Origin of the sequence: Flavobacterium plurextorum (assembly GCF_024638035.1) — a bacterium.
Lineage (GTDB): Bacteria > Bacteroidota > Bacteroidia > Flavobacteriales > Flavobacteriaceae > Flavobacterium > Flavobacterium plurextorum.
Map to the genome: position 1 here is coordinate 2,814,064 of NZ_CP100442.1, position 19,764 is coordinate 2,833,827.

17 protein-coding genes are annotated in these 19,764 nt (G+C 32.8%); 14 read left to right on the top strand and 3 right to left on the bottom strand.

Going from position 1 to position 19,764, the window contains the following annotated elements:
- The first annotated feature begins 78 nt into the window (after positions 1–78).
- The 6 genes from NLG42_RS12440 (at position 79) to yidC (ending at position 8,626) form a co-directional block, all read left to right on the top strand.
- Positions 79–1,452: a sugar MFS transporter gene (locus NLG42_RS12440; protein WP_089056567.1), complete on the top strand. Its 1,374-nt coding sequence runs from the start codon at positions 79–81 to the stop codon at positions 1,450–1,452.
- A 32-nt stretch (positions 1,453–1,484) separates the two neighbouring features.
- Positions 1,485–3,413 carry a glucosamine-6-phosphate deaminase gene (gene nagB / locus NLG42_RS12445; RefSeq protein WP_089055122.1) on the top strand — a complete coding sequence of 643 codons (1,929 nt, stop codon included), beginning with the start codon at positions 1,485–1,487 and terminating at the stop codon, positions 3,411–3,413.
- Positions 3,414–3,709: 296 nt separating this feature from the next.
- Complete coding sequence (locus tag NLG42_RS12450; RefSeq protein ID WP_057118843.1) at positions 3,710–3,940, top strand: DUF3820 family protein; 231 nt, start codon at positions 3,710–3,712, stop codon at positions 3,938–3,940.
- A gap of 95 nt (positions 3,941–4,035) precedes the next feature.
- The gene (locus tag NLG42_RS12455) at positions 4,036–4,764 is read left to right on the top strand and encodes a tetratricopeptide repeat protein (protein ID WP_257681205.1); all 729 of its coding nucleotides are present in this window, start codon (positions 4,036–4,038) and stop codon (positions 4,762–4,764) included.
- Between the two features lie 254 nt (positions 4,765–5,018).
- The gene (locus NLG42_RS12460) at positions 5,019–6,632 is read left to right on the top strand and encodes a CTP synthase (protein ID WP_089056576.1); all 1,614 of its coding nucleotides are present in this window, start codon (positions 5,019–5,021) and stop codon (positions 6,630–6,632) included.
- 80 nt (positions 6,633–6,712) lie between these two features.
- Entirely contained in the window at positions 6,713–8,626 is a 1,914-nt protein-coding gene (gene yidC / locus NLG42_RS12465; protein ID WP_257681206.1) for a membrane protein insertase YidC, read from the top strand.
- Between the two features lie 52 nt (positions 8,627–8,678).
- Here the strand turns inward: yidC and NLG42_RS12470 are convergent, their stop codons facing one another.
- Positions 8,679–9,653, bottom strand: a complete 975-nt coding sequence (locus NLG42_RS12470) for a fasciclin domain-containing protein (RefSeq protein ID WP_257681207.1) — start codon at positions 9,651–9,653, stop codon at positions 8,679–8,681.
- Between the two features lie 309 nt (positions 9,654–9,962).
- Between NLG42_RS12470 and NLG42_RS12475 the strand changes: the two genes are divergently transcribed.
- Together NLG42_RS12475 and NLG42_RS12480 are read left to right on the top strand one after the other, a co-directional pair.
- Positions 9,963–10,667 carry a toxin-antitoxin system YwqK family antitoxin gene (locus NLG42_RS12475; RefSeq protein ID WP_089056578.1) on the top strand — a complete coding sequence of 235 codons (705 nt, stop codon included), beginning with the start codon at positions 9,963–9,965 and terminating at the stop codon, positions 10,665–10,667.
- Between the two features lie 163 nt (positions 10,668–10,830).
- Positions 10,831–11,388, top strand: a complete 558-nt coding sequence (locus NLG42_RS12480; protein ID WP_099719818.1) for a DUF4956 domain-containing protein — start codon at positions 10,831–10,833, stop codon at positions 11,386–11,388.
- On the opposite strand, the gene NLG42_RS12485 is transcribed toward NLG42_RS12480, so the two are convergent.
- Positions 11,389–13,266, bottom strand: coding sequence for a PEP/pyruvate-binding domain-containing protein (locus NLG42_RS12485; RefSeq protein WP_257681208.1), 1,878 nt, complete (start codon positions 13,264–13,266; stop codon positions 11,389–11,391).
- 141 nt (positions 13,267–13,407) lie between these two features.
- On the opposite strand from NLG42_RS12485, the gene mnmA reads away from it, so the two are divergent.
- Genes mnmA through NLG42_RS12510 form a run of 5 tightly spaced genes read left to right on the top strand, consistent with a single transcriptional unit; the run spans position 13,408 to position 18,231 of the window.
- A complete protein-coding gene (gene mnmA, locus NLG42_RS12490; protein ID WP_099719816.1) occupies positions 13,408–14,595 on the top strand; it encodes a tRNA 2-thiouridine(34) synthase MnmA in 1,188 nt (395 codons plus the stop codon).
- 42 nt (positions 14,596–14,637) lie between these two features.
- The gene (locus NLG42_RS12495; protein WP_257681209.1) at positions 14,638–16,239 is read left to right on the top strand and encodes a S8 family serine peptidase; all 1,602 of its coding nucleotides are present in this window, start codon (positions 14,638–14,640) and stop codon (positions 16,237–16,239) included.
- A gap of 13 nt (positions 16,240–16,252) precedes the next feature.
- The gene (locus tag NLG42_RS12500; protein WP_257681210.1) at positions 16,253–17,197 is read left to right on the top strand and encodes an NAD(P)H-dependent flavin oxidoreductase; all 945 of its coding nucleotides are present in this window, start codon (positions 16,253–16,255) and stop codon (positions 17,195–17,197) included.
- A gap of 19 nt (positions 17,198–17,216) precedes the next feature.
- The gene (locus tag NLG42_RS12505; RefSeq protein ID WP_089056657.1) at positions 17,217–17,627 is read left to right on the top strand and encodes a hypothetical protein; all 411 of its coding nucleotides are present in this window, start codon (positions 17,217–17,219) and stop codon (positions 17,625–17,627) included.
- A gap of 19 nt (positions 17,628–17,646) precedes the next feature.
- Positions 17,647–18,231, top strand: coding sequence for a hypothetical protein (locus NLG42_RS12510; RefSeq protein ID WP_257681211.1), 585 nt, complete (start codon positions 17,647–17,649; stop codon positions 18,229–18,231).
- Positions 18,232–18,309: 78 nt separating this feature from the next.
- On the opposite strand, the gene NLG42_RS12515 is transcribed toward NLG42_RS12510, so the two are convergent.
- Positions 18,310–18,747, bottom strand: coding sequence for a DUF4268 domain-containing protein (locus tag NLG42_RS12515; RefSeq protein WP_257681212.1), 438 nt, complete (start codon positions 18,745–18,747; stop codon positions 18,310–18,312).
- Between the two features lie 245 nt (positions 18,748–18,992).
- On the opposite strand from NLG42_RS12515, the gene NLG42_RS12520 reads away from it, so the two are divergent.
- Positions 18,993–19,652 (top strand): NUDIX hydrolase, encoded by a 660-nt coding sequence (locus tag NLG42_RS12520; RefSeq protein WP_257681213.1) that lies wholly within the window; start codon positions 18,993–18,995, stop codon positions 19,650–19,652.
- The last annotated feature ends 112 nt before the right edge of the window (positions 19,653–19,764 follow it).

Below are 19,764 nucleotides of genomic sequence, written 5' to 3' on the forward strand. Positions count from 1 at the left end.
CGCATACCGATTGTGAGTGTTGGTACTAAATTTAGGTTGAAAATATAAAAATCTATTAACTATCAACCCAAAAGTATTATGTCAAACATTGAAAGTGCCATACAAATAAACAAAAGGAGTGCAATTATTCCGATGGTCATACTGACCGCTTTATTTTTTATTCTCGGATTTGTAACGTGGTTAAATGGACCACTAATTCCGTTTTTTGAATTAGCTTGTGAATTAACCTCCTCTCAAGCTTATTTTGTAACTTTTGCCTTCTATATTGCTTATTTTGTAATGGCAGTTCCATCATCTTGGGTAATTGAAAAAGTAGGATATAAAAATGGTATTTCATTAGGATTGCTCATTATTGCTGCCGGAGCATTTATGTTTTATCCCGCAGCAGAAAGCAGAACTTTTTTACTGTTTTTAATCGCTTTATTTGTCATGGGAACTGGTTTGGCTATATTACAAACAGCAGCAAACCCATACGTAGTCGTAATTGGACCTAGAGAAAGTGCGGCAGCAAGAATTAGTGTTTTAGGAATTGCTAATAAACTTGCTGGATTTGTTGCACCTATTATATTAACAGCTTTAGTGTTGTCAAACATGCAGGATTTCACTGCAGATAAAATTGCGCTGCTAGATTCAGTTTCAAAAGCAAATGCTTTAAATGCGCTCGCATTGCAATTACAGACACCATATATTTACATGGGGTTGATTATTGTTGTTCTTGCAATATTGGTAAAATTGTCTCCGCTTCCTGAAATTGATCTTGATGAAGATGGAAATATAACAAATTTGAGTATTTTTAAGCAAATTAAAAACGCATTCAAACGCCCACAATTAGTATTAGGAGTTGTAACTTTGATGCTTTATTTAGCAGCTGAAGTTTTAGCCGGAGATTCTATCGGAGGTTTCGGAAAACAATTGGGAGTTTATGGTGATGAAGGAAATTTTTATTTAAAGTTAACTTCATTTACAATGTCGGCAATGGTTGTAGGATATATTTTAGGAATATCGCTAATCCCAAAATACCTTTCTCAGGTAACTGCCTTAAAAGCTTCAGGGGTTTTAGGTATAATTTTGGTTTTAGCAATCGTTTTGATCTCACCAAATATAATGGTACAATTGCCAGGAGTTCCAAATTTGCCAGTTGTAATACTTTTAGTAGCATTACTTGGATTGGCAAATGCACTTTGCTGGCCTGCAATTTGGCCAATGGCGCTTGAAGATCTAGGCGGATATACTAAAATAGGAAGTGCCATTTTGATTATGGGTATCATTGGTGGTGCAATCTTTCCTTTGTTTTACGGTCTAATTACAGAAACTATAAATGCATCAAATATAGCAGACGGAACGCAGGCGGTTTCTAAAAGCGGAAACCAAATTGCTTATTTAATGCTGCTGCCATCCTATTTAATGATTCTTTTTTATGCAGTAAAAGGTCATAAATATAGAAGTTGGTAAATTAATGAGAAATTAAAATAAACTACTATATCATGTTAAAAAGTAAAATCGACAAAGCAACAGGTTTCGAAAAGCGATTCGAAAACATCAACACGGTTGTTTTTGAAAATTCAAACGAAGCTTCAAAAGCAGTTGCTCAAGAAATTGCAGCTTTAATTCAATCGAAACAAAAAGAAAATCAACCTTGTATTCTAGGTCTTGCAACAGGTTCTTCTCCAAAAGGACTATATGCAGAGTTAGTTCGATTGCATAAAGAAGAAGGCTTGAGTTTTAAAAACGTAATCAGTTTCAACTTAGATGAATATTACCCGATGGAACCAAATTCTATCAATAGTTATGTTCGTTTCATGAAAGAATTACTTTTTGATCATGTCGATATTTTACCAGAGAACGCTCATGTTCCTGATGGACTTTTAACTAAAGAACAAATTGCTGACTATTGCCACGAATACGAAGCAAAGATTGAAGCTTTAGGCGGAATCGATTTGCAGATTTTAGGAATTGGAGGAAACGGACACATTGGTTTTAACGAATCAGGTTCGCTTCAAAACTCTAAAACACGTTTAGTAGCTTTAGATCATATTACTAGAGTAGCAGCAAGCAAAGACTTTTTTGGATTGAACAATACACCAAGAACTGCAATTACGCTTGGAGTTAAAAAAATAATGGAAGCTAAAAGAGTTATCCTATTAGCTTGGGGTGAAGGAAAAGCAAATATTGTAAAGAGATCAGTTGAAGACGAAGTTACAAATCGTGTTCCAGCTTCTTTCTTGCAAGAACACAATAATGCTGTTTTTATTTTAGATAAAGAAGCTTCTTCAAAACTGACAAGAATCAATAAACCTTGGCTTGTTGAGAAAATTGAGTGGACTGATAAATTAACAAGAAAAGCAGTTTTAGGATTGGCATTAGATCTTAAAAAACCAATTTTAATGCTTACAGATGCTGATTATATCGAAAACGGAATGAGCGATTTATTAGCTGATTCAGGTCCAGCATACGATACTAATATTAAGATCTTTAATAAATTACAAAATACAATTACAGGCTGGCCAGGCGGGAAACCAAATTCAGATGATGCAAATCGTCCTGAAAGAGCAGAGCCTGCTAAAAAACGTGTCTTGATTTTCAGCCCGCATCCAGATGATGATATCATTAGTATGGGAGGAACTTTTATGCGTTTGCAAGAGCAAGGACATGAAGTGCATGTAGCATATCAAACTTCTGGAAACATTGCTGTTGCTGATGATGAAGCACTTCGTTTTGCTAGATTCGTAATTGATTACAACGAGAAATTCGGAATCAAAAGCGAAGAAGCCGATAACATTTACAAAAAAGCACAAACATTCTTAGAGAATAAAAAGAATAGTGAAATTGATATTCCTGAAGTACGATATATTAAAGGATTGATCAGAAAAGGTGAGGCGAGAGCAACAAGTCATTTTGTTGGATTGCCAGATGAGCAGATTCATTTCATGGAACTTCCATTTTATGAAACAGGTACAATTGAGAAAAAACCAATTGGACAGGAAGATATTCAGTTAACAATGGATTTAATTGAAAAAATTAAACCGCACCAAATCTATGCAGCAGGCGATTTAGCAGATCCACACGGAACACACAAAGTTTGTTTAGATGCTATTTTTGAAGCAGTAAAAGCTTTAAAACCAAAATCATTCATGGATGACTGTTGGTTATGGTTATACCGTGGAGCTTGGCAGGAATGGGGAATTGACGAGGTTGAAATGGCTGTGCCAATGAGTCCAGACCAAGTTTTGGCAAAACGTCATGGAATCTTCAAACACCAATCTCAAAAAGATGGAGTTGTTTTTCAAGGAACAGATGCTAGAGAGTTCTGGCAGAGAGCTGAAGACAGAAATGCAGAAACAGCAGCTTTGTACCACCAATTAGGTTTGGCTACTTACGCGGCTATGGAAGCATTTGTGAGATGGCATTACTAAGAGACTATTCCGAAGCTTCGGGACTGAGAGGCTATCCTAATAGTTATCAGGACTAAGTTTTATAGAATAAGATTAGATTTTTTGTCACAGATTAAAAGGATTTGCACAGATTTTATTATTCTGTTTTTGATACAAATTTTTACAAGTTAATTCGTGTAATTCGTAGCGAAAAAAAATCATTTAAATCTTTTTAATCTGTGGCAGAAGAAAAATAAAAAAATAGAATAGCTTTGCATATAATTGAAGCAAGAAGAAAGATCAGTTCTTTCTTCTTGCTTCTTTTTTTCTTCTAAACTATGGAACAAGATAAAAAACTTCTTATAAAATTAGCACACACCAAAATGCCTTTCGGAAAATACGAAGGTCGTTTTTTAATAGATTTACCTGAATATTATGTCGTTTGGTATCATAACAAAGGATTTCCAAAAGGAGAATTAGGACAGCAGCTTCAGTTGATCTATGAGTTAAAATTAAATGGCTTGGAAGAGTTGATTCGTAATATTAAGAAGCAGTATCCTAAGCCGTAGTTCAGAATGTTGATTTGAAATAGTAAGGCTATAAAACAATACAGTAAGATTTGGCTTATTTTTTTATATTTGGATAATAAAAATTTAATGGTAAAATGATTCAGATTTTAATGTCGGTTTTTAGGGGTAAAAATAATTTAGTTAGAATTATTGGGCTGAATTTATTCTTTCTTTTATTTGCTCAAAGTTCTTTTTCTCAGACTAGTGATGAAAAGAAAGTTATGATTGATGGCGAAAAAGCTTTTTCAGAAAATAACTTTACACTGGCAAAAGATATTTATTCGCAAGCAGTAAAGCTGGATGAAAAAAATAGAAATTTTTGGTACAATCTAGCGGCTTCTGAGCTAGCACTGGGAGAGCGCGAAAACGCCTGTGAGCATTTTTATAAAGCTTATTTATTGAATGATGGAGAAGCATTAAATGCAATAAAAGAAAATTGTCCGAATTTTAGAAATGGTTCAATCATGGCAGTGAACGATGTTGACGAAAAGCCTAAATTTATTTATAAAGATAAAGAGTATTTACTTTGTGAAAAAGGAGCGTTAAGTTCAAAATACGTTGATTATATGGCAAAGGAATTAAGGAATTCTAAGGTATTAGGAAAGAAAGCAATAGGTCGAAAGGTATATGTTCTAATAGGAATAAGTAAGGCTGATAGTTTAAATATAGAAGTGCTTAAAGTTACAGGAAATCAGGAAGATGTTTCAGCTGTCAAAGATGAAGTCATAGCTGTTTTTAAAAACGCGGCGAGCTATATTTCAGCTAAAAATAAAGGTGTAAATGTAGATTTATGGGAAAAATGGGCTATTCCATTAAGTTTTTAGAATAGTGCATTCGCTTCATAACAAAAGCAAGCCTTATTAAAATCGAATTTTATATAAAATAAACTCCTTTGTGTCTTTTTAGAGATAATCCTCAAAAAAATCTCTAATAAAAAGTTAAAATTATCGATTACAAAACCAAGTAATCGTTCTGTTTAAAAATTTGCAAATTATCTCATTCTCGAATTGATAAATTGTCTAATTAAATTTGTACTTTTGCCAAGTTTTTTACACAACTACATACAAACAACAACAGAATGAATCAAACAAAATATATTTTTGTTACAGGAGGTGTGACTTCTTCATTAGGAAAAGGTATTATCGCGGCATCTTTAGCAAAATTGTTACAAGGAAGAGGATATCGTACAACAATTCAAAAATTTGACCCGTATATTAACGTGGATCCAGGTACTTTGAATCCGTATGAGCATGGAGAATGTTATGTTACTGATGATGGAGCTGAAACAGATTTAGATTTAGGTCACTACGAACGTTTCTTGAATGTTCCTACTTCTCAGGCTAATAACGTAACTACAGGAAGAGTTTATCTTTCAGTAATTGAAAAAGAAAGAAGAGGAGAGTTTTTAGGAAAAACAGTTCAAGTTGTTCCTCATATTACAAACGAAATTAAAGACAGAATGCAATTGCTGGGTAAATCTGGTGATTACGATATTGTTATTACTGAAATTGGTGGAACTGTAGGTGATATTGAATCATTACCTTATATAGAATCTGTTCGTCAATTAGTTTGGGAATTAGGTGAAAATAACGGAATTGTTATTCATTTAACACTAGTTCCTTATTTAGCAGCTGCAGGTGAGTTGAAAACAAAACCAACACAGCACTCTGTAAAAACGTTGATGGAAAGCGGTATCAAAGCTGATATTTTAGTATGTAGAACAGAGCATGAATTGTCTCAGGAATTACGTCAAAAACTAGCTTTGTTTTGCAATGTTAAAAAAGAAGCAGTAATTCAATCGATCGATGCTTCAACAATATACGAAGTTCCAAATTTAATGCTTGAAGAAGGATTAGATGTTGTGGCTTTGAAAAAATTAGATTTACCTAAAAAAGCATCTCCAGATTTAAAAAACTGGAATACTTTTTTACGCAGATTAAAAAATCCAAAACATACCGTAAATATTGGTTTGATTGGAAAATATGTAGAAATGCAGGATTGTTACAAATCTATTTTAGAGGCGTTTATTCATGCAGGAGCTGCAAATGAAACTAAAGTTAACGTAATCTCTATTCACTCAGAGCATATTAATTCTGATAATATCGAGGAGAAATTAGGAACTCTTGATGGAGTTTTAGTTGCTCCAGGTTTTGGAGAAAGAGGTATTGAAGGAAAAATAGAAGCAGTTCGTTATGCACGTGAAAATAACATTCCGTTTTTCGGAATTTGTTTAGGAATGCAGATGTCTGTTATCGAATATTCTAGAAATATTTTAGGTTATGCTGATGCCAACTCAACAGAGATGAACGATAAAACGGCTCATCCAGTTGTGAATTTAATGGAAGAGCAAAAAACAGTTACGGACAAAGGCGGTACAATGCGTCTTGGAGCTTGGAAATGTGATATTAAACCAAATACTTTAGCACATAAAATATATGGTGAAACAACAATTTCAGAGCGTCACCGTCACCGTTATGAGTACAATAATAAGTATGCAGATGAATTGCAAAAAGCAGGTTTAAAAGCTTCTGGAGTTAATCCTGATACAGGATTAGTAGAGATTGTAGAGCTTGAAAATCACCCATTCTTTATTGGTGTTCAATACCATCCTGAATATAAAAGTACAGTTGCAAACCCACATCCAATTTTCGTAAACTTTGTGGCAGCAGCAGTAAATGCACATAAAAAATAATAATTAATATTCTAGAAGATGTAACTTTTGAGTAAAACTCATTACTAATAAGCTTCAACGAATAACTTTTTTAAATTATAATGGAAGAAAAAAAATTAGACCTTAATTCAATCATTGGTTTTGTATTGATATTCGGAATTTTGATTTGGATTATGTATCAAAATCAGCCTTCTGAGAAAGAAATTGCTGCTGAGAAAGCCAAGAAAGAATTAGTTGCTAAACAAGAAGCTCAAGCTCAGGCTGATAAAGCAAAAACTGCTGTTGCATCAACCGTTGCTGCAACTCCTGGTGATACTGTACAATTAGCGCAATTGCAAAAAACATTAGGTGGTTTCGCATATTCAGCTACACTTCCTTCTGCAAAAGAGTCTTTTACAACAATTGAAAACGAAAAGATTAAACTTAAAATCGCTAATAAAGGTGGTTATATAGTTGAAGCTACGCTTAAAGAATTTGAAAGACTTAAAAAAGGTTCAGGTCAATTAGTTGAATTAATCAAGAATAATAATTCAAACTTAAATTTACAACTTCTTACGACAGACAATAGAACATTAAATTCTAAAGATTTGTATTTTGAACCAACATTAGAAAAAGTTGGTGCAGATCAGGTTTTATCAATGCGTTTGAAAGCGGGAGCTAATGAGTTTTTAGAGTATAAATATGTATTGAAACCAAATGATTATTTAGTTGGTTTTGATATTCGTTCACAAGGATTAAATAGAGTTTTAAATTCTTCTAAACCGTTAAATTTAGAGTGGGATTTGAAAACATACAGAAATGAAAAAAGTATTTCTTATGAAAATCGATATGCAGAGATAAACTATAAATATGGTGATGATAAGTATAGTTATGTAAATCATACAGGTCAAGGAAAAATTGAGAATCCTGAGAATTTAAGTTATGTAGCTTTTAAACAGCATTTCTTTACTACTATTTTATCTTCAGAAAAACCGTTTGCAACATCTAAATTGCAATCTGATGATTTGGTGAAAGATGAAAAGATTGATACTGTTTTTACAAAACAATTTAAAGCAAATTTACCCTTAGCATTTTCAAATGGCGAGGTTGATTATAAAATGAGTTTGTATTTTGGTCCATCAGATTATAAAACATTAAAATCATACGATAAAAACTTCGAGAAAATTATTCCATTAGGATGGGGAATTTTCGGTTGGATTAATAAATGGATTTTTATTCCGTTGTTTGGATTTTTAAGTTCAACAATGGGATTGTCATTAGGAATTGCGATTATAGTGTTTACCATTATTATCAAATTGGCAATGTCGCCAATTACCTATAAGTCATTCTTGTCGCAGGCTAAAATGAAAGTTTTACGTCCGGAGATTACAGAGTTGGGAGAAAAATTCAAAAAAGACCCAATGAAGAAACAACAAGAAACAATGAAGCTTTACAATAAAGCAGGAGTGAACCCAATGGCAGGATGTATTCCGGCATTGATTCAGCTTCCGTTTATGTATGCATCGTTTCAATTCTTCCCAGCTGCATTTGAGTTGAGACAAAAAAGCTTCCTTTGGGCAGACGATTTATCATCTTTTGATGCAATTGCTAAGTTGCCTTTTACTATTCCAATGTATGGAGATCATATTAGTTTGTTTCCAATTTTGGCTGCAATCGCAATTTTCTTCTACATGAAAATGACTTCAGGGGATCAACAAATGGCAGCGCCTCAGCAAGAAGGTATGCCGGACATGGCAAAAATGATGAAGATCATGATTTATGTTTCGCCATTAATGATGTTAATTTTCTTCAATAACTACGGTTCTGGTTTAAGTTTGTACAACTTTATTTCTAACTTAATTACGATAGGAATTATGTTTGTAATTAAAAACTACATTGTAGACAGTGATAAAATTCATGCTCAAATTCAAGAAAACAAATTGAGAGAGCCAAAGAAACCAAGTAAGTTTCAACAGCGCCTTCAAGATGTAATGGAACAACAAGAAGCTGCAAAAGCTCAGAATAAAAAGAAATAATTTTTATTTTAATATCAAAAACCGCTGTTGTTAAACAGCGGTTTTTTTGTGCTTAAAATTTTGGTAATAAAACTTTATCAATGACATGAATGACTCCGTTCGAACATTGAACATCGGTGGCAATGATGTTACTGACTCTGTTGTTTACGTCAGTAATTTTAGCACCTCCAGTCAAACCAATGGTAAAATTTTGTCCAGCAAAAGTACTTACGACTTGACCGTTTGTTAAAGAAGTTGAAAGTACATTTGCACCTGCAACCACATGATATTTTAATGTTGTTTGTAGAACATTAACGGGAATGGCAGCAAGTCCTGAATAGCCAGTTTCCGTTAAAAAACTGGTGAATGCAGCATTTGTTGGGGCAAAAACGGTAAAGGGCGAACTTGCTGTGCCAGATAATATTCCCACAAATCCCGATGCTGGATTATAGGTCAACGCTGCTACAAGTGTAGTGAAGTTTTTGTTGGCGATTGCATGATTCACAATAGTCGGCAGTTCAATTACGCCATCTACAACATGAATAACGCCATTAGAAGCTGGAATATCTGCAATGGTAACTGTTGCGCCTCCATTTGCTTTTCCACCATTAATATCAACACCAGTTCCCTTTTCAAGATACATACTTATGGTGTTTGTGGTTGATGCACCTCCTTTAGCTAATGTTTTTACATAACCTGTTGTAATGTCGGTTGATTTTACTGTAGTGCTCAAAACATGATTTAGTAATAGTTCTTTGAGCACGGGAGCGGGTACAGCACTTAGATCAGCATAACCATTTGCTGTTAAAAAAGCACTAAAAGCTGCATTTGTGGGTGCAAATACAGTAAACGTGCCTGAAGATTTCAATGTTGTGGCTAAATCTGCTTTTTGTAAAGCAGCTACCAGAGAGCTTAAATTTGGATTTGCTTGCGCAATCGATACAATTGTTTGGGGATTCTGACTTGAATTGTCATCATTGTTGCAGGAAACAGTGACGAAAGTAATTAACGCTAAAAAAGCAATTAATTTAATTTTAATTGTTTTCATGATATTGTTTTTTTTCGTTTGTTCTGCTAAATTAATTATTTTGTTTAATTTTTTAACAAAAAAATTAAACAAATATTAAATTTAATATACATTTAACTATGTTGTTTAGTGTTGTAATATTTTGATTTTTAGTATTTTGACTTTTGTTTATGGTGTTTTTATGTTTTATTCTCTAGAATTTTTGTTTAATAAAGATTAAACAAAATTTAAAATACTATTTAAGATTTTAAAAGTCAGTATAAAAGTAAAAATGGTTATACTTTTGCAATACTAAAACTCATTTTTTAGTGTTATAATGAAAAACAGTTTATGAAAAAAATTTGGATTTTATTTTTAATAAGTACAGCAGCTTTTTCTCAAGATTTTAATAAAGTTGATTCTAACGGAAAAAAGGACGGAGTCTGGAAAGGAGCTTATGAAGTTTCTAAACGCCCGCGTTATGAAGGGACTTTTAATCACGGAAAAGAGACTGGTGTTTTTAAATTTTTTGATGATACAAAAAAAGGCGATGTTATTGCAACACGCGATTTTACGGCAAATAATGGAAGTTCTTACACTACATTTTTTGATCAGAATAAAAATAAAGTAAGTGAAGGGAAAGAAGTAGGGAAAGCACGTGAGGGAGAATGGAAGTATTATCATAAAGCTTCTAAAGTAGTTATGATGCTTGAAAATTATAAAAACGGAAAGCTGGAAGGGGTAAAATTAATTTATTATCCTGATTCTAAAATTGCCGAAGAAATGAGCTATAAGAATGGATCGAAAGATGGCGTTTATAAAAAATATGGACAAAACGGAAAGCTTCTAGAGCAAACAACTTATAAAGATAATTTGTATAACGGAGACGCTGTTTTTTATGATTCTGATGGTGCTGAAGCTTCAAAAGGGAAGTTTGTGAATGGAAAAAAAGCCGGAATGTGGCAGTTTTATACTAATGGGAAGTTACTGAAAGAAGTAAATATGAGTGATCCTAAAAGTAGTTATCAGGCTGATTCAAAACCAATAAAAGAATAAAGAATTTTTTTGCCGCGAATTCCGCAAATTTGCACGAATTATTTTTTTTAATGAAAATTTGTGGAAATTTGCGGAATTTGTGGCAGACTTTTTTTGTTTAAAATATAATTGGAAATTTGTAGCAAACTTTTTTCTAAATTTGATTTACTAATACTTTGAGTAAATGGATTTAAACGAACTTGTTGGACGATTTTTATTATTGTTTTTTTCAATTCTGCTTTTGTATTTTTTCTCCAATAGAAAAGATAATGAAACCATAAACCCATTGATGGTTATTGTCGGACTTTGTACTTTTTCACTTTGTTATTTGTTTACAAAAATTGAAATTGGTGTAGGAATTGGTTTTGGCTTGTTTGCTATATTTTCAATTCTAAGATTTAGAACACAATCTTTTACAGTAAATGCAATAATTTTTCTTTTTGCGACCATCACACTTTCGATTTTAGATATTATGTATCCTTTCGAGAAAATAGAGATTCTTTTATTTTTTCAACTTATAATAATCGGTTTTTATATCGCTGCTTCGATGATAGTCAATAAAAAGGCTTCAAAGTATTTGAATACTGTCGATGTGAAAATCCCTCTTATTAATGATTTCTCCTTAGAAAACGGAAATATCAGAAAAGCAATTCAGGAAAAAATTAATATTGAAGATTTCGATTTCAAAATTGTTTTGGTTAATACCGTTTCAAATGAAATCGATTTGTTGGTTTTTTATTGATCATTCGTTAAAAGGTCTAACCTGTTTGATATAAAGATCCCTGTTTTCTCCCACAATTTTAAATTCAATATCAACTGGGTGATAAGTGTTTTTTCTCCAGTAACGATACATTTTTTCTTCGATTTTACTACTTACAAGAAAAAGCCTGCTCATCTCTTTTCGGCTCAGTAAAGGCTCGTTATTGTTTAAATTTGAAATTGAGGTGTAATCAACATCAAAATCGTCATCATTAGTTCCTGAATTAAAATGATAAGCGATAAATTGCTCACAGATTTCGCCTTTTTCGGGTTTTACAACCGAGTTTTCTCCCTTTTGAATATTAACCGTAATACCAGGAAAGTTTTCTCTAAAGATGTTTTTTGTAATGATGACACCATTGGCTAATTCGTCAGGAAAAGACCGATGCACTAAAACTCCCATAGCGATATTATGCTGATCGATTCCAAAAAGTTCTCTTTCGTTATACGAAGCCTCGTTCCAAACACTTGCCCAGACTTGTTTAATAGCTTTCTCGAAAGTTTTAATGCTGTCGCCTAAAATTCCTGTTTTAGAATCGTATAATCCTGCGCCATTAAAATCATCTAGATCTTCGGCATTAGTCGATGAGCGAAATCTAAAGTTTCTAAAAGCAGTATTTTTAAATGTTTTATTCAATTTTGCTATTAATTCAGGGTCAACAGGTTCTTTTTTAATAGCATCTCGAATTTTTTTCAATTGCTTGTTTACCCAAACTGTTGAATCTTTTTTTGTGGAATTTAAAAGTTCATTGATTAATGGTGAAATGGATTCTTTCTGAATGTGTTTTGTATAAAAATAAAACGGAATTGCATGAGCATCTTCTGGTGTTTTAAACGGAATTTCTTTCGAAACAGCAATCAAATAAGCCATGTTTTGAGCTTTTGATCCAATATAATTCACTCCCTTTTTTGGAATTTTAGATAAATCAACGAGATCAGTTACAGTGTTGTCAATAGTAAGTTTCTTCTTTTTAGAATTTACCTTTTCTACGATCTTTTTATCGGTTTCTTTGATGAAAAAAGTATCAACCTCAATTTTTAATTCCACTTTTTTTGAAAGCAGTTTGTTGATATTTTCATCTTTAAAAACCTTAGTATAAGCCATAATAGGAATCTTTCGGTTTTTGCCTAAGAGAACCAAATGACTCAGCGGTGTTTGCAGCTCATTTACAATTATTCCTCTTACATTGGGTAAAACATCGGGCGTGCCGTCTAAAATTACAATTTCGTTCGAGTTTGGTTTTCTATTTTCTAGATCTTTGATTTTGTATTGTTTTAGAATCCCGACATTACTTCCCGAAACAACTTCTTGATATGTAATTTCATTAAAAATATAATCAGATTTTACACAGGGGATTTTGAATTTATTTTGTTGAAACCATTCCATTTGCTCTGGATTGTTCAAATAGAATTTTAAATTTTTTCCAATAAAAGTTGAATTTGTCACAAGATTAAAGAAACGTTCTATAAGCGGAATCGGCATGTGGTCTGAAGCAGCCAGTTCAAAAATCCATTTATCAGTTCCTTTAATATGGTTTAAATTTCCGAGTAAAAAATCACGGTCTTTTTGAGTATTGCTGTAGTTTTCATTATTAAAAACTTCTAAATCTTGATTGTAATGCAGATAATTCAGTGCAAAATCATAATGAAGCGGAATCAATGTACTGTTGAAATAATACATTTTTTGTTTTCGTAAATCATAGATGACTTTTACAGATTCGATATTCGAAAATTTGTCAGACAAAGGTTTTCCTCTAAATGCCTTAAAAGCTTCATAATCTGGCAGTGTTGGCGAGTGTTTTTGAGCACTTAAAGACATCAAAACAAAATAGAATAACAGACTGTAAATGTATTTTTGCATGACAATTTTATTGAATAATAAAAGTAATTAATTAAACAATAAGTTTTATCTACCGCAGGATTATATAAACCAATTAAAACTACTGCAATTATCTATAATTTGGCTTACCTTTGCACCCTTGTAAAATATAAACATTTTAAAATGAAACGTGTAGTTGTTGGTCTTTCAGGTGGAGTAGATTCTAGTGTTGCAGCTTATTTATTACAGCAGCAAGGATACGAAGTTATTGGGCTTTTTATGAAAAATTGGCACGATGACTCTGTTACTATTTCTAATGAATGTCCTTGGTTAGAAGATAGTAATGATGCTTTATTAGTTGCTGAAAAACTTGGCATACCGTTTCAAACTGTTGACTTAAGCGAGCAGTACAAAGAAAAAATCGTTGACTATATGTTCAATGAATATGAAAAAGGAAGAACTCCAAATCCTGATGTGCTTTGTAACCGCGAAATCAAATTTGATGTTTTTATGAAAATTGCATTAAGTCTTGGTGCTGATTATGTTGCAACTGGACATTATTGCCAAAAAAGCGAAATTGAAGTTGATGGAGAAACGGTATATCAATTAATTGCCGGTAATGATGTTAACAAAGATCAATCTTACTTTTTATGTCAATTGTCGCAAGAACAATTGTCAAAAGCTTTATTCCCAATTGGAGCATTAACCAAACCAGAAGTTCGTGAAATTGCTGCTGAAATGGAATTGGTTACTGCCGAAAAGAAAGATTCGCAAGGATTATGTTTTATTGGAAAAGTGCGTCTGCCAGAATTTTTGCAACAAAAATTACAGCCAAAAGAAGGTAAAATTGTTCAGATTGATAAAAATGATCCAATTTACAATATCGAAAAACCAGCTGGTTTATCACTTGAAGAGGAATTAAAATTAGAAGCTCAAAAACCGCAATATCTTCCAACAATGGGAAAAATAATGGGCAATCATCAAGGCGCACATTACTTTACTAACGGACAAAGAAAAGGTTTAAATGTTGGCGGTACCACAGATCCTTTGTTTGTTATTGCGACTGATGTTGATACCAATACTATTTATACAGGATTAACGAGCAATCATCCAGGTTTGTTTAAAAAAGCCTTGTTTGTTGGGAAATCTGAAATACATTGGATTCGCACAGATCTGACTTTGAAAACTGGTGAAACGATGGAAGTAATGGCTAGAATTCGTTATCGTCAGCCTTTACAAAAAGCCACTTTGCATCAATTTGAAGACGGAATGTATGTTCGTTTTGAAGAGCCTCAATCTGCTATTACCGAAGGTCAATTTGTAGCTTGGTATTTAGAAAATGAATTAGTTGGTTCGGGAGTAATTTCTTAGCTTTATACTTTTTTACGGGGTTTTCCTTTTAAAAAAGTATTTATGAGATATTGTTATACTTTTCTTTTAGTATTCATTTCTACTTTGACATTTGCTCAAGGAGAAGATGCATGGGTTTACTTTACTGGAAAACCAAACTCTCAGGACTTTTTTAATAATCCATCACAAACATTATCACAACGAGCTTTAGATCGTCGTACAAACCAAAATATTGTCTTAAATATTTCAGATGCTCCCATTGAAATAACTTATGTAAATCAGGTTAAAGCAAGTGCAGGAATTTCTGTAATGGCGCAGTCAAAATGGCTCAATGCACTTCATGTTAGAGGAACGCAGGCAAGTATTACAGCATTAAAAGCTTTTGTTTTTATTGATAAAATAGTTTTTGCTGATAAAGCTTTGAACACAACAGCAAAACCAGCAGCTGTTCATTCTATTACGCAAACAAAAGAAAAGCTTAATACTACAATTGATTATGCTTACGGAAATTCGACAAATCAAATTCAAATGTTGAACGGACAAGTATTGCATCAGCAAAATTATACAGGTTCAGGTAAAATAATAGCCGTTTTAGATGGAGGTTTTCCAGGAGTAAATACAGCGCAGCCTTTTAAGCATTTAAGAGATAATAATTTGATTTTAGGCGGTTACGATTATGTAAACAGGAATGCCGATTTTTATTCTGGTAATAGTCACGGAACCTCAGTTTTATCTACAATGGGCGGTTATACGGAAAATTCTTTGGTAGGAACTGCGCCAGATGCTTCTTATTATTTGTTTATTACAGAAGATAATGCCAGCGAAAATCCTGTTGAAGAATCGTATTGGGTTGAAGCGGCAGAGCAGGCAGATGCTTTTGGAGTTGATATTATTACGACATCATTAGGGTATTTTGGATATGACGATCCAAGTTATAGTCATACTTACAACGATATGAATGGCACGACAAATTTTATTTCAAGAGCTGCTGAAATAGCTTTTAGTAAAGGAATGATTGTGCTGGCTTCAGCTGGAAATGAAGGAACAACTGTCGAACCGCGCATTGGCGGGCCAGCAGATGCAGTTTCAGTTATTACCATAGGTTCTGTTAATGCTTCAAAAGTTAAAGCTGGTTCAAGTTCTATTGGACCAAGTTTTGATAATCGAATTAAGCCGGATGTGATGGCACAAGGTGTTGCAGCAGTTGTATCTAATGCTGCGGGAAATATTGGAACAGCAAACGGAACTTCTTTCGCTTGTCCAATAATGGCAGGAATGGCAGCTTGTTTATGGCAGGCTTTTCCATCAAAAAATAACAAAGAAATTAGACAAATGATACTGCAGTCGGCAGATCGCTATACAAATCCTGATAATAATTATGGGTACGGAATTCCAAATTTTGGCTCAACTTTGGGGGTAGAAACGTTTCAATCTGCGACTGATTTTTTGGTCTATCCAAATCCAGTTCAAACTAATATTTCATTTTCATTCGATAATCCTAAAGCATCAGTATCAATTTACTCTATTTTAGGGCAGAAATTGATAGAAAAAGAAATCACAAATCAAAATCCATTACTTTCTGTAGAAACTCTAACGAGCGGACTTTACTTTTATACTTTTGATAGTGAAGGTCTGCATAAAACAGGAAAAATAATCAAACAATAACAGCCCAATCTGCATGAACAAAATTACCAAACTCTTCAATATAAAATACCCAATAATACAAGGCGGCATGATCTGGAACAGCGGTTACAAATTGGCTTCGGCAGTTAGTAACTCTGGCGGTTTAGGTTTAATAGGCGCTGGATCAATGTATCCTGAAGTTTTAAGAGAACATATTCAAAAATGTAAAAAAGCAACAGACAAACCTTTTGGGGTTAATATTCCTATGTTATATCCTAATATTGAAGATATAATGAGTATTGTGGTCGAAGAAGGCGTTAAAATCGTTTTTACCTCTGCTGGAAATCCTAAAACATGGACTTCATTTTTAAGAGAAAAAGGAATTACGGTAGTTCATGTAGTAAGCAGCAGTGTTTTTGCTTTAAAAGCCCAAGAAGCTGGTGTTGATGCTATTGTTGCTGAAGGTTTTGAAGCCGGAGGTCATAATGGACGTGAAGAAACGACAACTTTGACTCTAATTCCAATGGTGAAAGAAAAAGTACAGATTCCTATTATTGCGGCCGGCGGAATTGCAACGGGAAGAGGAATGCTTGCAACAATGATTTTGGGTGCTGATGGCGTTCAGGTTGGAAGCCGTTTTGCAGCTTCAATAGAATCTTCTGCTCACAATAATTTTAAGCAAACGATAGTTAATATAAAAGAGGGAGGAACTCAATTGACATTGAAGGAATTAGCTCCTGTTCGACTAGTGAAAAATAAATTCTATCAAGATGTTCAGGATTTGTATGAAAAATGTCCATCTAAAGAAGAACTGGTTCAGTTATTAGGAAGAGCTAGAGCGAAAAGAGGAATGTTTGAAGGTGATCTTGAAGAAGGTGAATTAGAGATTGGACAAGTTGCGGGATTAATTCATGAAGTTTTGCCTGTAGAGCAAATTGTTCAAGAAATGATAGCCGATTTTGAATCTGCCCGCAAAGAAAAAGCTACATTTGAGTTTTAATTACCCGCAAGAAATTTATATGAATTCTATACGCACTTATTTAGTATTATTGTTTTTAGGTTTTGGAATGCATTATGCTCAAGGTCAATCTTATCATTTTAAAACCTCGGGTTTTAGTGTCTTAGAAAAAACAGAAAAAGGAAAATGGGGCGAGTGGTCCAATCTTGACTTGGTAAATCTTTCGGTTGTTTTAGATACAGATAAACACAGGATTGTTGTGTACTCACAAGAAATACAGCTTTTTAAAATATTAGATTATATCGAACGCGAAGAAAATGATACTGATATTGTGTATTCATTTATGTGTAAAGACAATGACGGAAAAGAGTGCAAACTTTCAATAATTACCCGTAAAAAGCAAGATTATCGTAAACAACTTTATATAAACTATGATGATCATATCATTGTTTACAATATTTTTAATGTGTAACTGTTTTAAACCTTAGATAATGATAAAAAAGATACTTTTTTTATTCGCAATTTCATTGATGTCTTTTTCGACTATTGGTGAAGAACCTGTTGAAAGAATTGGGTTGAAAGGACCTTTAGTCTTTAATAAAACAAATTTTTCTTTAGCATGGACGGCACATCCAAATGAGAATTATTATGTGCAAGAATATCTTCCTAAAAATGAAACAGTAGAGCATTTTAATCAACTGTTAACAGTTCACGTATTTACTATGGATGTTTCTGTAGATAGTGCTGTAGAGCAGAAAGCGAATGAATTAAATAAGAGAAAAGAAACTGATAAGGTCTGTAATTTTAGTATAATGAAAAGCCCCGATGGGAAAGAGAGTATCATAGATTGTGTGCTGAGTTCTGGAAGTAACGATAAAGTTGATATTGTAGAGTTTATTATTTATCGTTACAAACAAATTGACTTAAAAAATAATAAAAAAGCATTGCTTATCTATGCATATTCAAAAAGAAGCTACGATGATAAAATCACTCCTTTTTTTAAAAATTTGAAAACTGATCGTCCTGAATTGTTAAGTATGATGACTTCTGCGCAAATGCCAGCAATTTCGATGTAAGAATAAAAAAAAACTCACAGGTTAAAAAAACTGTGAGGTTTGTTAATAGAAAAAATAGAACTCAATATTTTAGTGCTTCTAAGCATCAATATCTTTAATAAATTCATCATATTCTAGATAAAACATTTCCAGAGCATGCATGTTTTCGTTGAAGAAATCAAAAATAGCATCCCAATTATTGCGATTACTAAAACCGACTCCGGTTTTCTCGACCCAGATTCTACTAATAGTTTTACCGCTTTCTAAAGTGTAGTTTTTTTCAAAAACTAAATCTTTGATAAATTCCTCATTAAGAATGTTTTTTAATACTTCTAATTTTTCAAAATAAGCATTTCGTTTTTCGTCGCTTCGTTGTTCGATGTCAATTAAAACCTGAGCTTTTTTATTGTCTACATAAAACTTAAAAGAGAAATCTTTTATCTTGGTATCATAAAGAACCCATTTTCTTGGATATTTTTCGGCAAAAGCCACCCAAAATTCTCTTTTTATTCTTTGTGATTCTTCTTTACTGTACATTTTATTTTTATGGCTTTACTTTAGAAAACTTGTAGAACCGCATTTTCTAGAGTATATTTATATTTTATTTGAGATTCTGTTTAGATTTTATATATCAGAATTTTTATGAGATTATCTCTTGATAGATGAGGCAAATTTAGAAAGAATAATGAATTTATTTTTTATTAATTTAACGAAATGTAGCGAGAAATAATCAGTGAAAAAATGAGATATAAAATCTAATAATACAAAAATAAACTTTGAATATGGATTTTCAAGACTTTTTGAAATTTGTTCCTAATTTAATTCCGATTGAACTGCCGGCTGAATTAGCACACATGAAAATGGCTCCAAAAGAACGTCTTGAAGCTTTAAAAAATAGTAATCTAGAGGCAAAGAATCCTAGAATAGCGGCCGTTATGATGCTGTTGTATCCAAAAAAGGATAAAACGCATTTAGTTTTGATTGTTAGAAACGCCTATAATGGTGTGCATTCGTCACAAATTGCATTTCCGGGCGGGAAATATGAAAATACAGATTTAGATTTTCGAGAAACTGCATTAAGAGAAACGCATGAAGAAATTGGTGTATCTCCAGAGAAAATAGAAGTAATCAAGGATTTTACACCAATGTATATTCCGCCTAGTAATTTTTTGGTGCATCCGTTTTTAGGAATTTCAAATGAAGAGCTGTCATTTTATCCAGATATTCGTGAAGTCGCTGCAATTATAGAACTGCCATTGTCTGCCTTTTTAAGCGACGAAATTATAATCGAGGCCACATTATCAACTTCTTATGCAAACGACGTTTTAGTTCCGGCATTTAACATCCAAAACCATATTGTTTGGGGAGCAACTGCAATGATTTTAAGTGAATTGAGAGATGTTTTGAAGATTGGTTTTGAGAGCAAAATAGGAGATATTTAATTTAACAATTTGATATTCATATTTATAGTAGTTTATTTTTGAAATTGCCTAAAAGCACTGCTAAACGATTTATTTTTGTATGTTTGCGTCCTAACCTCGAAAACAGAAAATA

What these genes read in the sequence shown, in the direction of transcription:
- NLG42_RS12475 (WP_089056578.1), top strand. Translation starts at nt 9,963, where the DNA reads ATGAAAAAAATTTGGATTTTATTTTTAATAAGTACAGCAGCTTTTTCT.
- NLG42_RS12515 (WP_257681212.1), bottom strand. Translation starts at nt 18,747, where the DNA reads ATGTACAGTAAAGAAGAATCACAAAGAATAAAAAGAGAATTTTGGGTG.
- NLG42_RS12450 (WP_057118843.1), top strand. Translation starts at nt 3,710, where the DNA reads ATGGAACAAGATAAAAAACTTCTTATAAAATTAGCACACACCAAAATG.
- yidC (WP_257681206.1), top strand. Translation starts at nt 6,713, where the DNA reads ATGGAAGAAAAAAAATTAGACCTTAATTCAATCATTGGTTTTGTATTG.
- NLG42_RS12485 (WP_257681208.1), bottom strand. Translation starts at nt 13,266, where the DNA reads ATGCAAAAATACATTTACAGTCTGTTATTCTATTTTGTTTTGATGTCT.
- NLG42_RS12520 (WP_257681213.1), top strand. Translation starts at nt 18,993, where the DNA reads ATGGATTTTCAAGACTTTTTGAAATTTGTTCCTAATTTAATTCCGATT.
- nagB (WP_089055122.1), top strand. Translation starts at nt 1,485, where the DNA reads ATGTTAAAAAGTAAAATCGACAAAGCAACAGGTTTCGAAAAGCGATTC.
- NLG42_RS12505 (WP_089056657.1), top strand. Translation starts at nt 17,217, where the DNA reads ATGAATTCTATACGCACTTATTTAGTATTATTGTTTTTAGGTTTTGGA.
- NLG42_RS12460 (WP_089056576.1), top strand. Translation starts at nt 5,019, where the DNA reads ATGAATCAAACAAAATATATTTTTGTTACAGGAGGTGTGACTTCTTCA.
- NLG42_RS12470 (WP_257681207.1), bottom strand. Translation starts at nt 9,653, where the DNA reads ATGAAAACAATTAAAATTAAATTAATTGCTTTTTTAGCGTTAATTACT.
- NLG42_RS12510 (WP_257681211.1), top strand. Translation starts at nt 17,647, where the DNA reads ATGATAAAAAAGATACTTTTTTTATTCGCAATTTCATTGATGTCTTTT.
- NLG42_RS12440 (WP_089056567.1), top strand. Translation starts at nt 79, where the DNA reads ATGTCAAACATTGAAAGTGCCATACAAATAAACAAAAGGAGTGCAATT.
- NLG42_RS12495 (WP_257681209.1), top strand. Translation starts at nt 14,638, where the DNA reads ATGAGATATTGTTATACTTTTCTTTTAGTATTCATTTCTACTTTGACA.
- NLG42_RS12455 (WP_257681205.1), top strand. Translation starts at nt 4,036, where the DNA reads ATGATTCAGATTTTAATGTCGGTTTTTAGGGGTAAAAATAATTTAGTT.
- mnmA (WP_099719816.1), top strand. Translation starts at nt 13,408, where the DNA reads ATGAAACGTGTAGTTGTTGGTCTTTCAGGTGGAGTAGATTCTAGTGTT.
- NLG42_RS12480 (WP_099719818.1), top strand. Translation starts at nt 10,831, where the DNA reads ATGGATTTAAACGAACTTGTTGGACGATTTTTATTATTGTTTTTTTCA.
- NLG42_RS12500 (WP_257681210.1), top strand. Translation starts at nt 16,253, where the DNA reads ATGAACAAAATTACCAAACTCTTCAATATAAAATACCCAATAATACAA.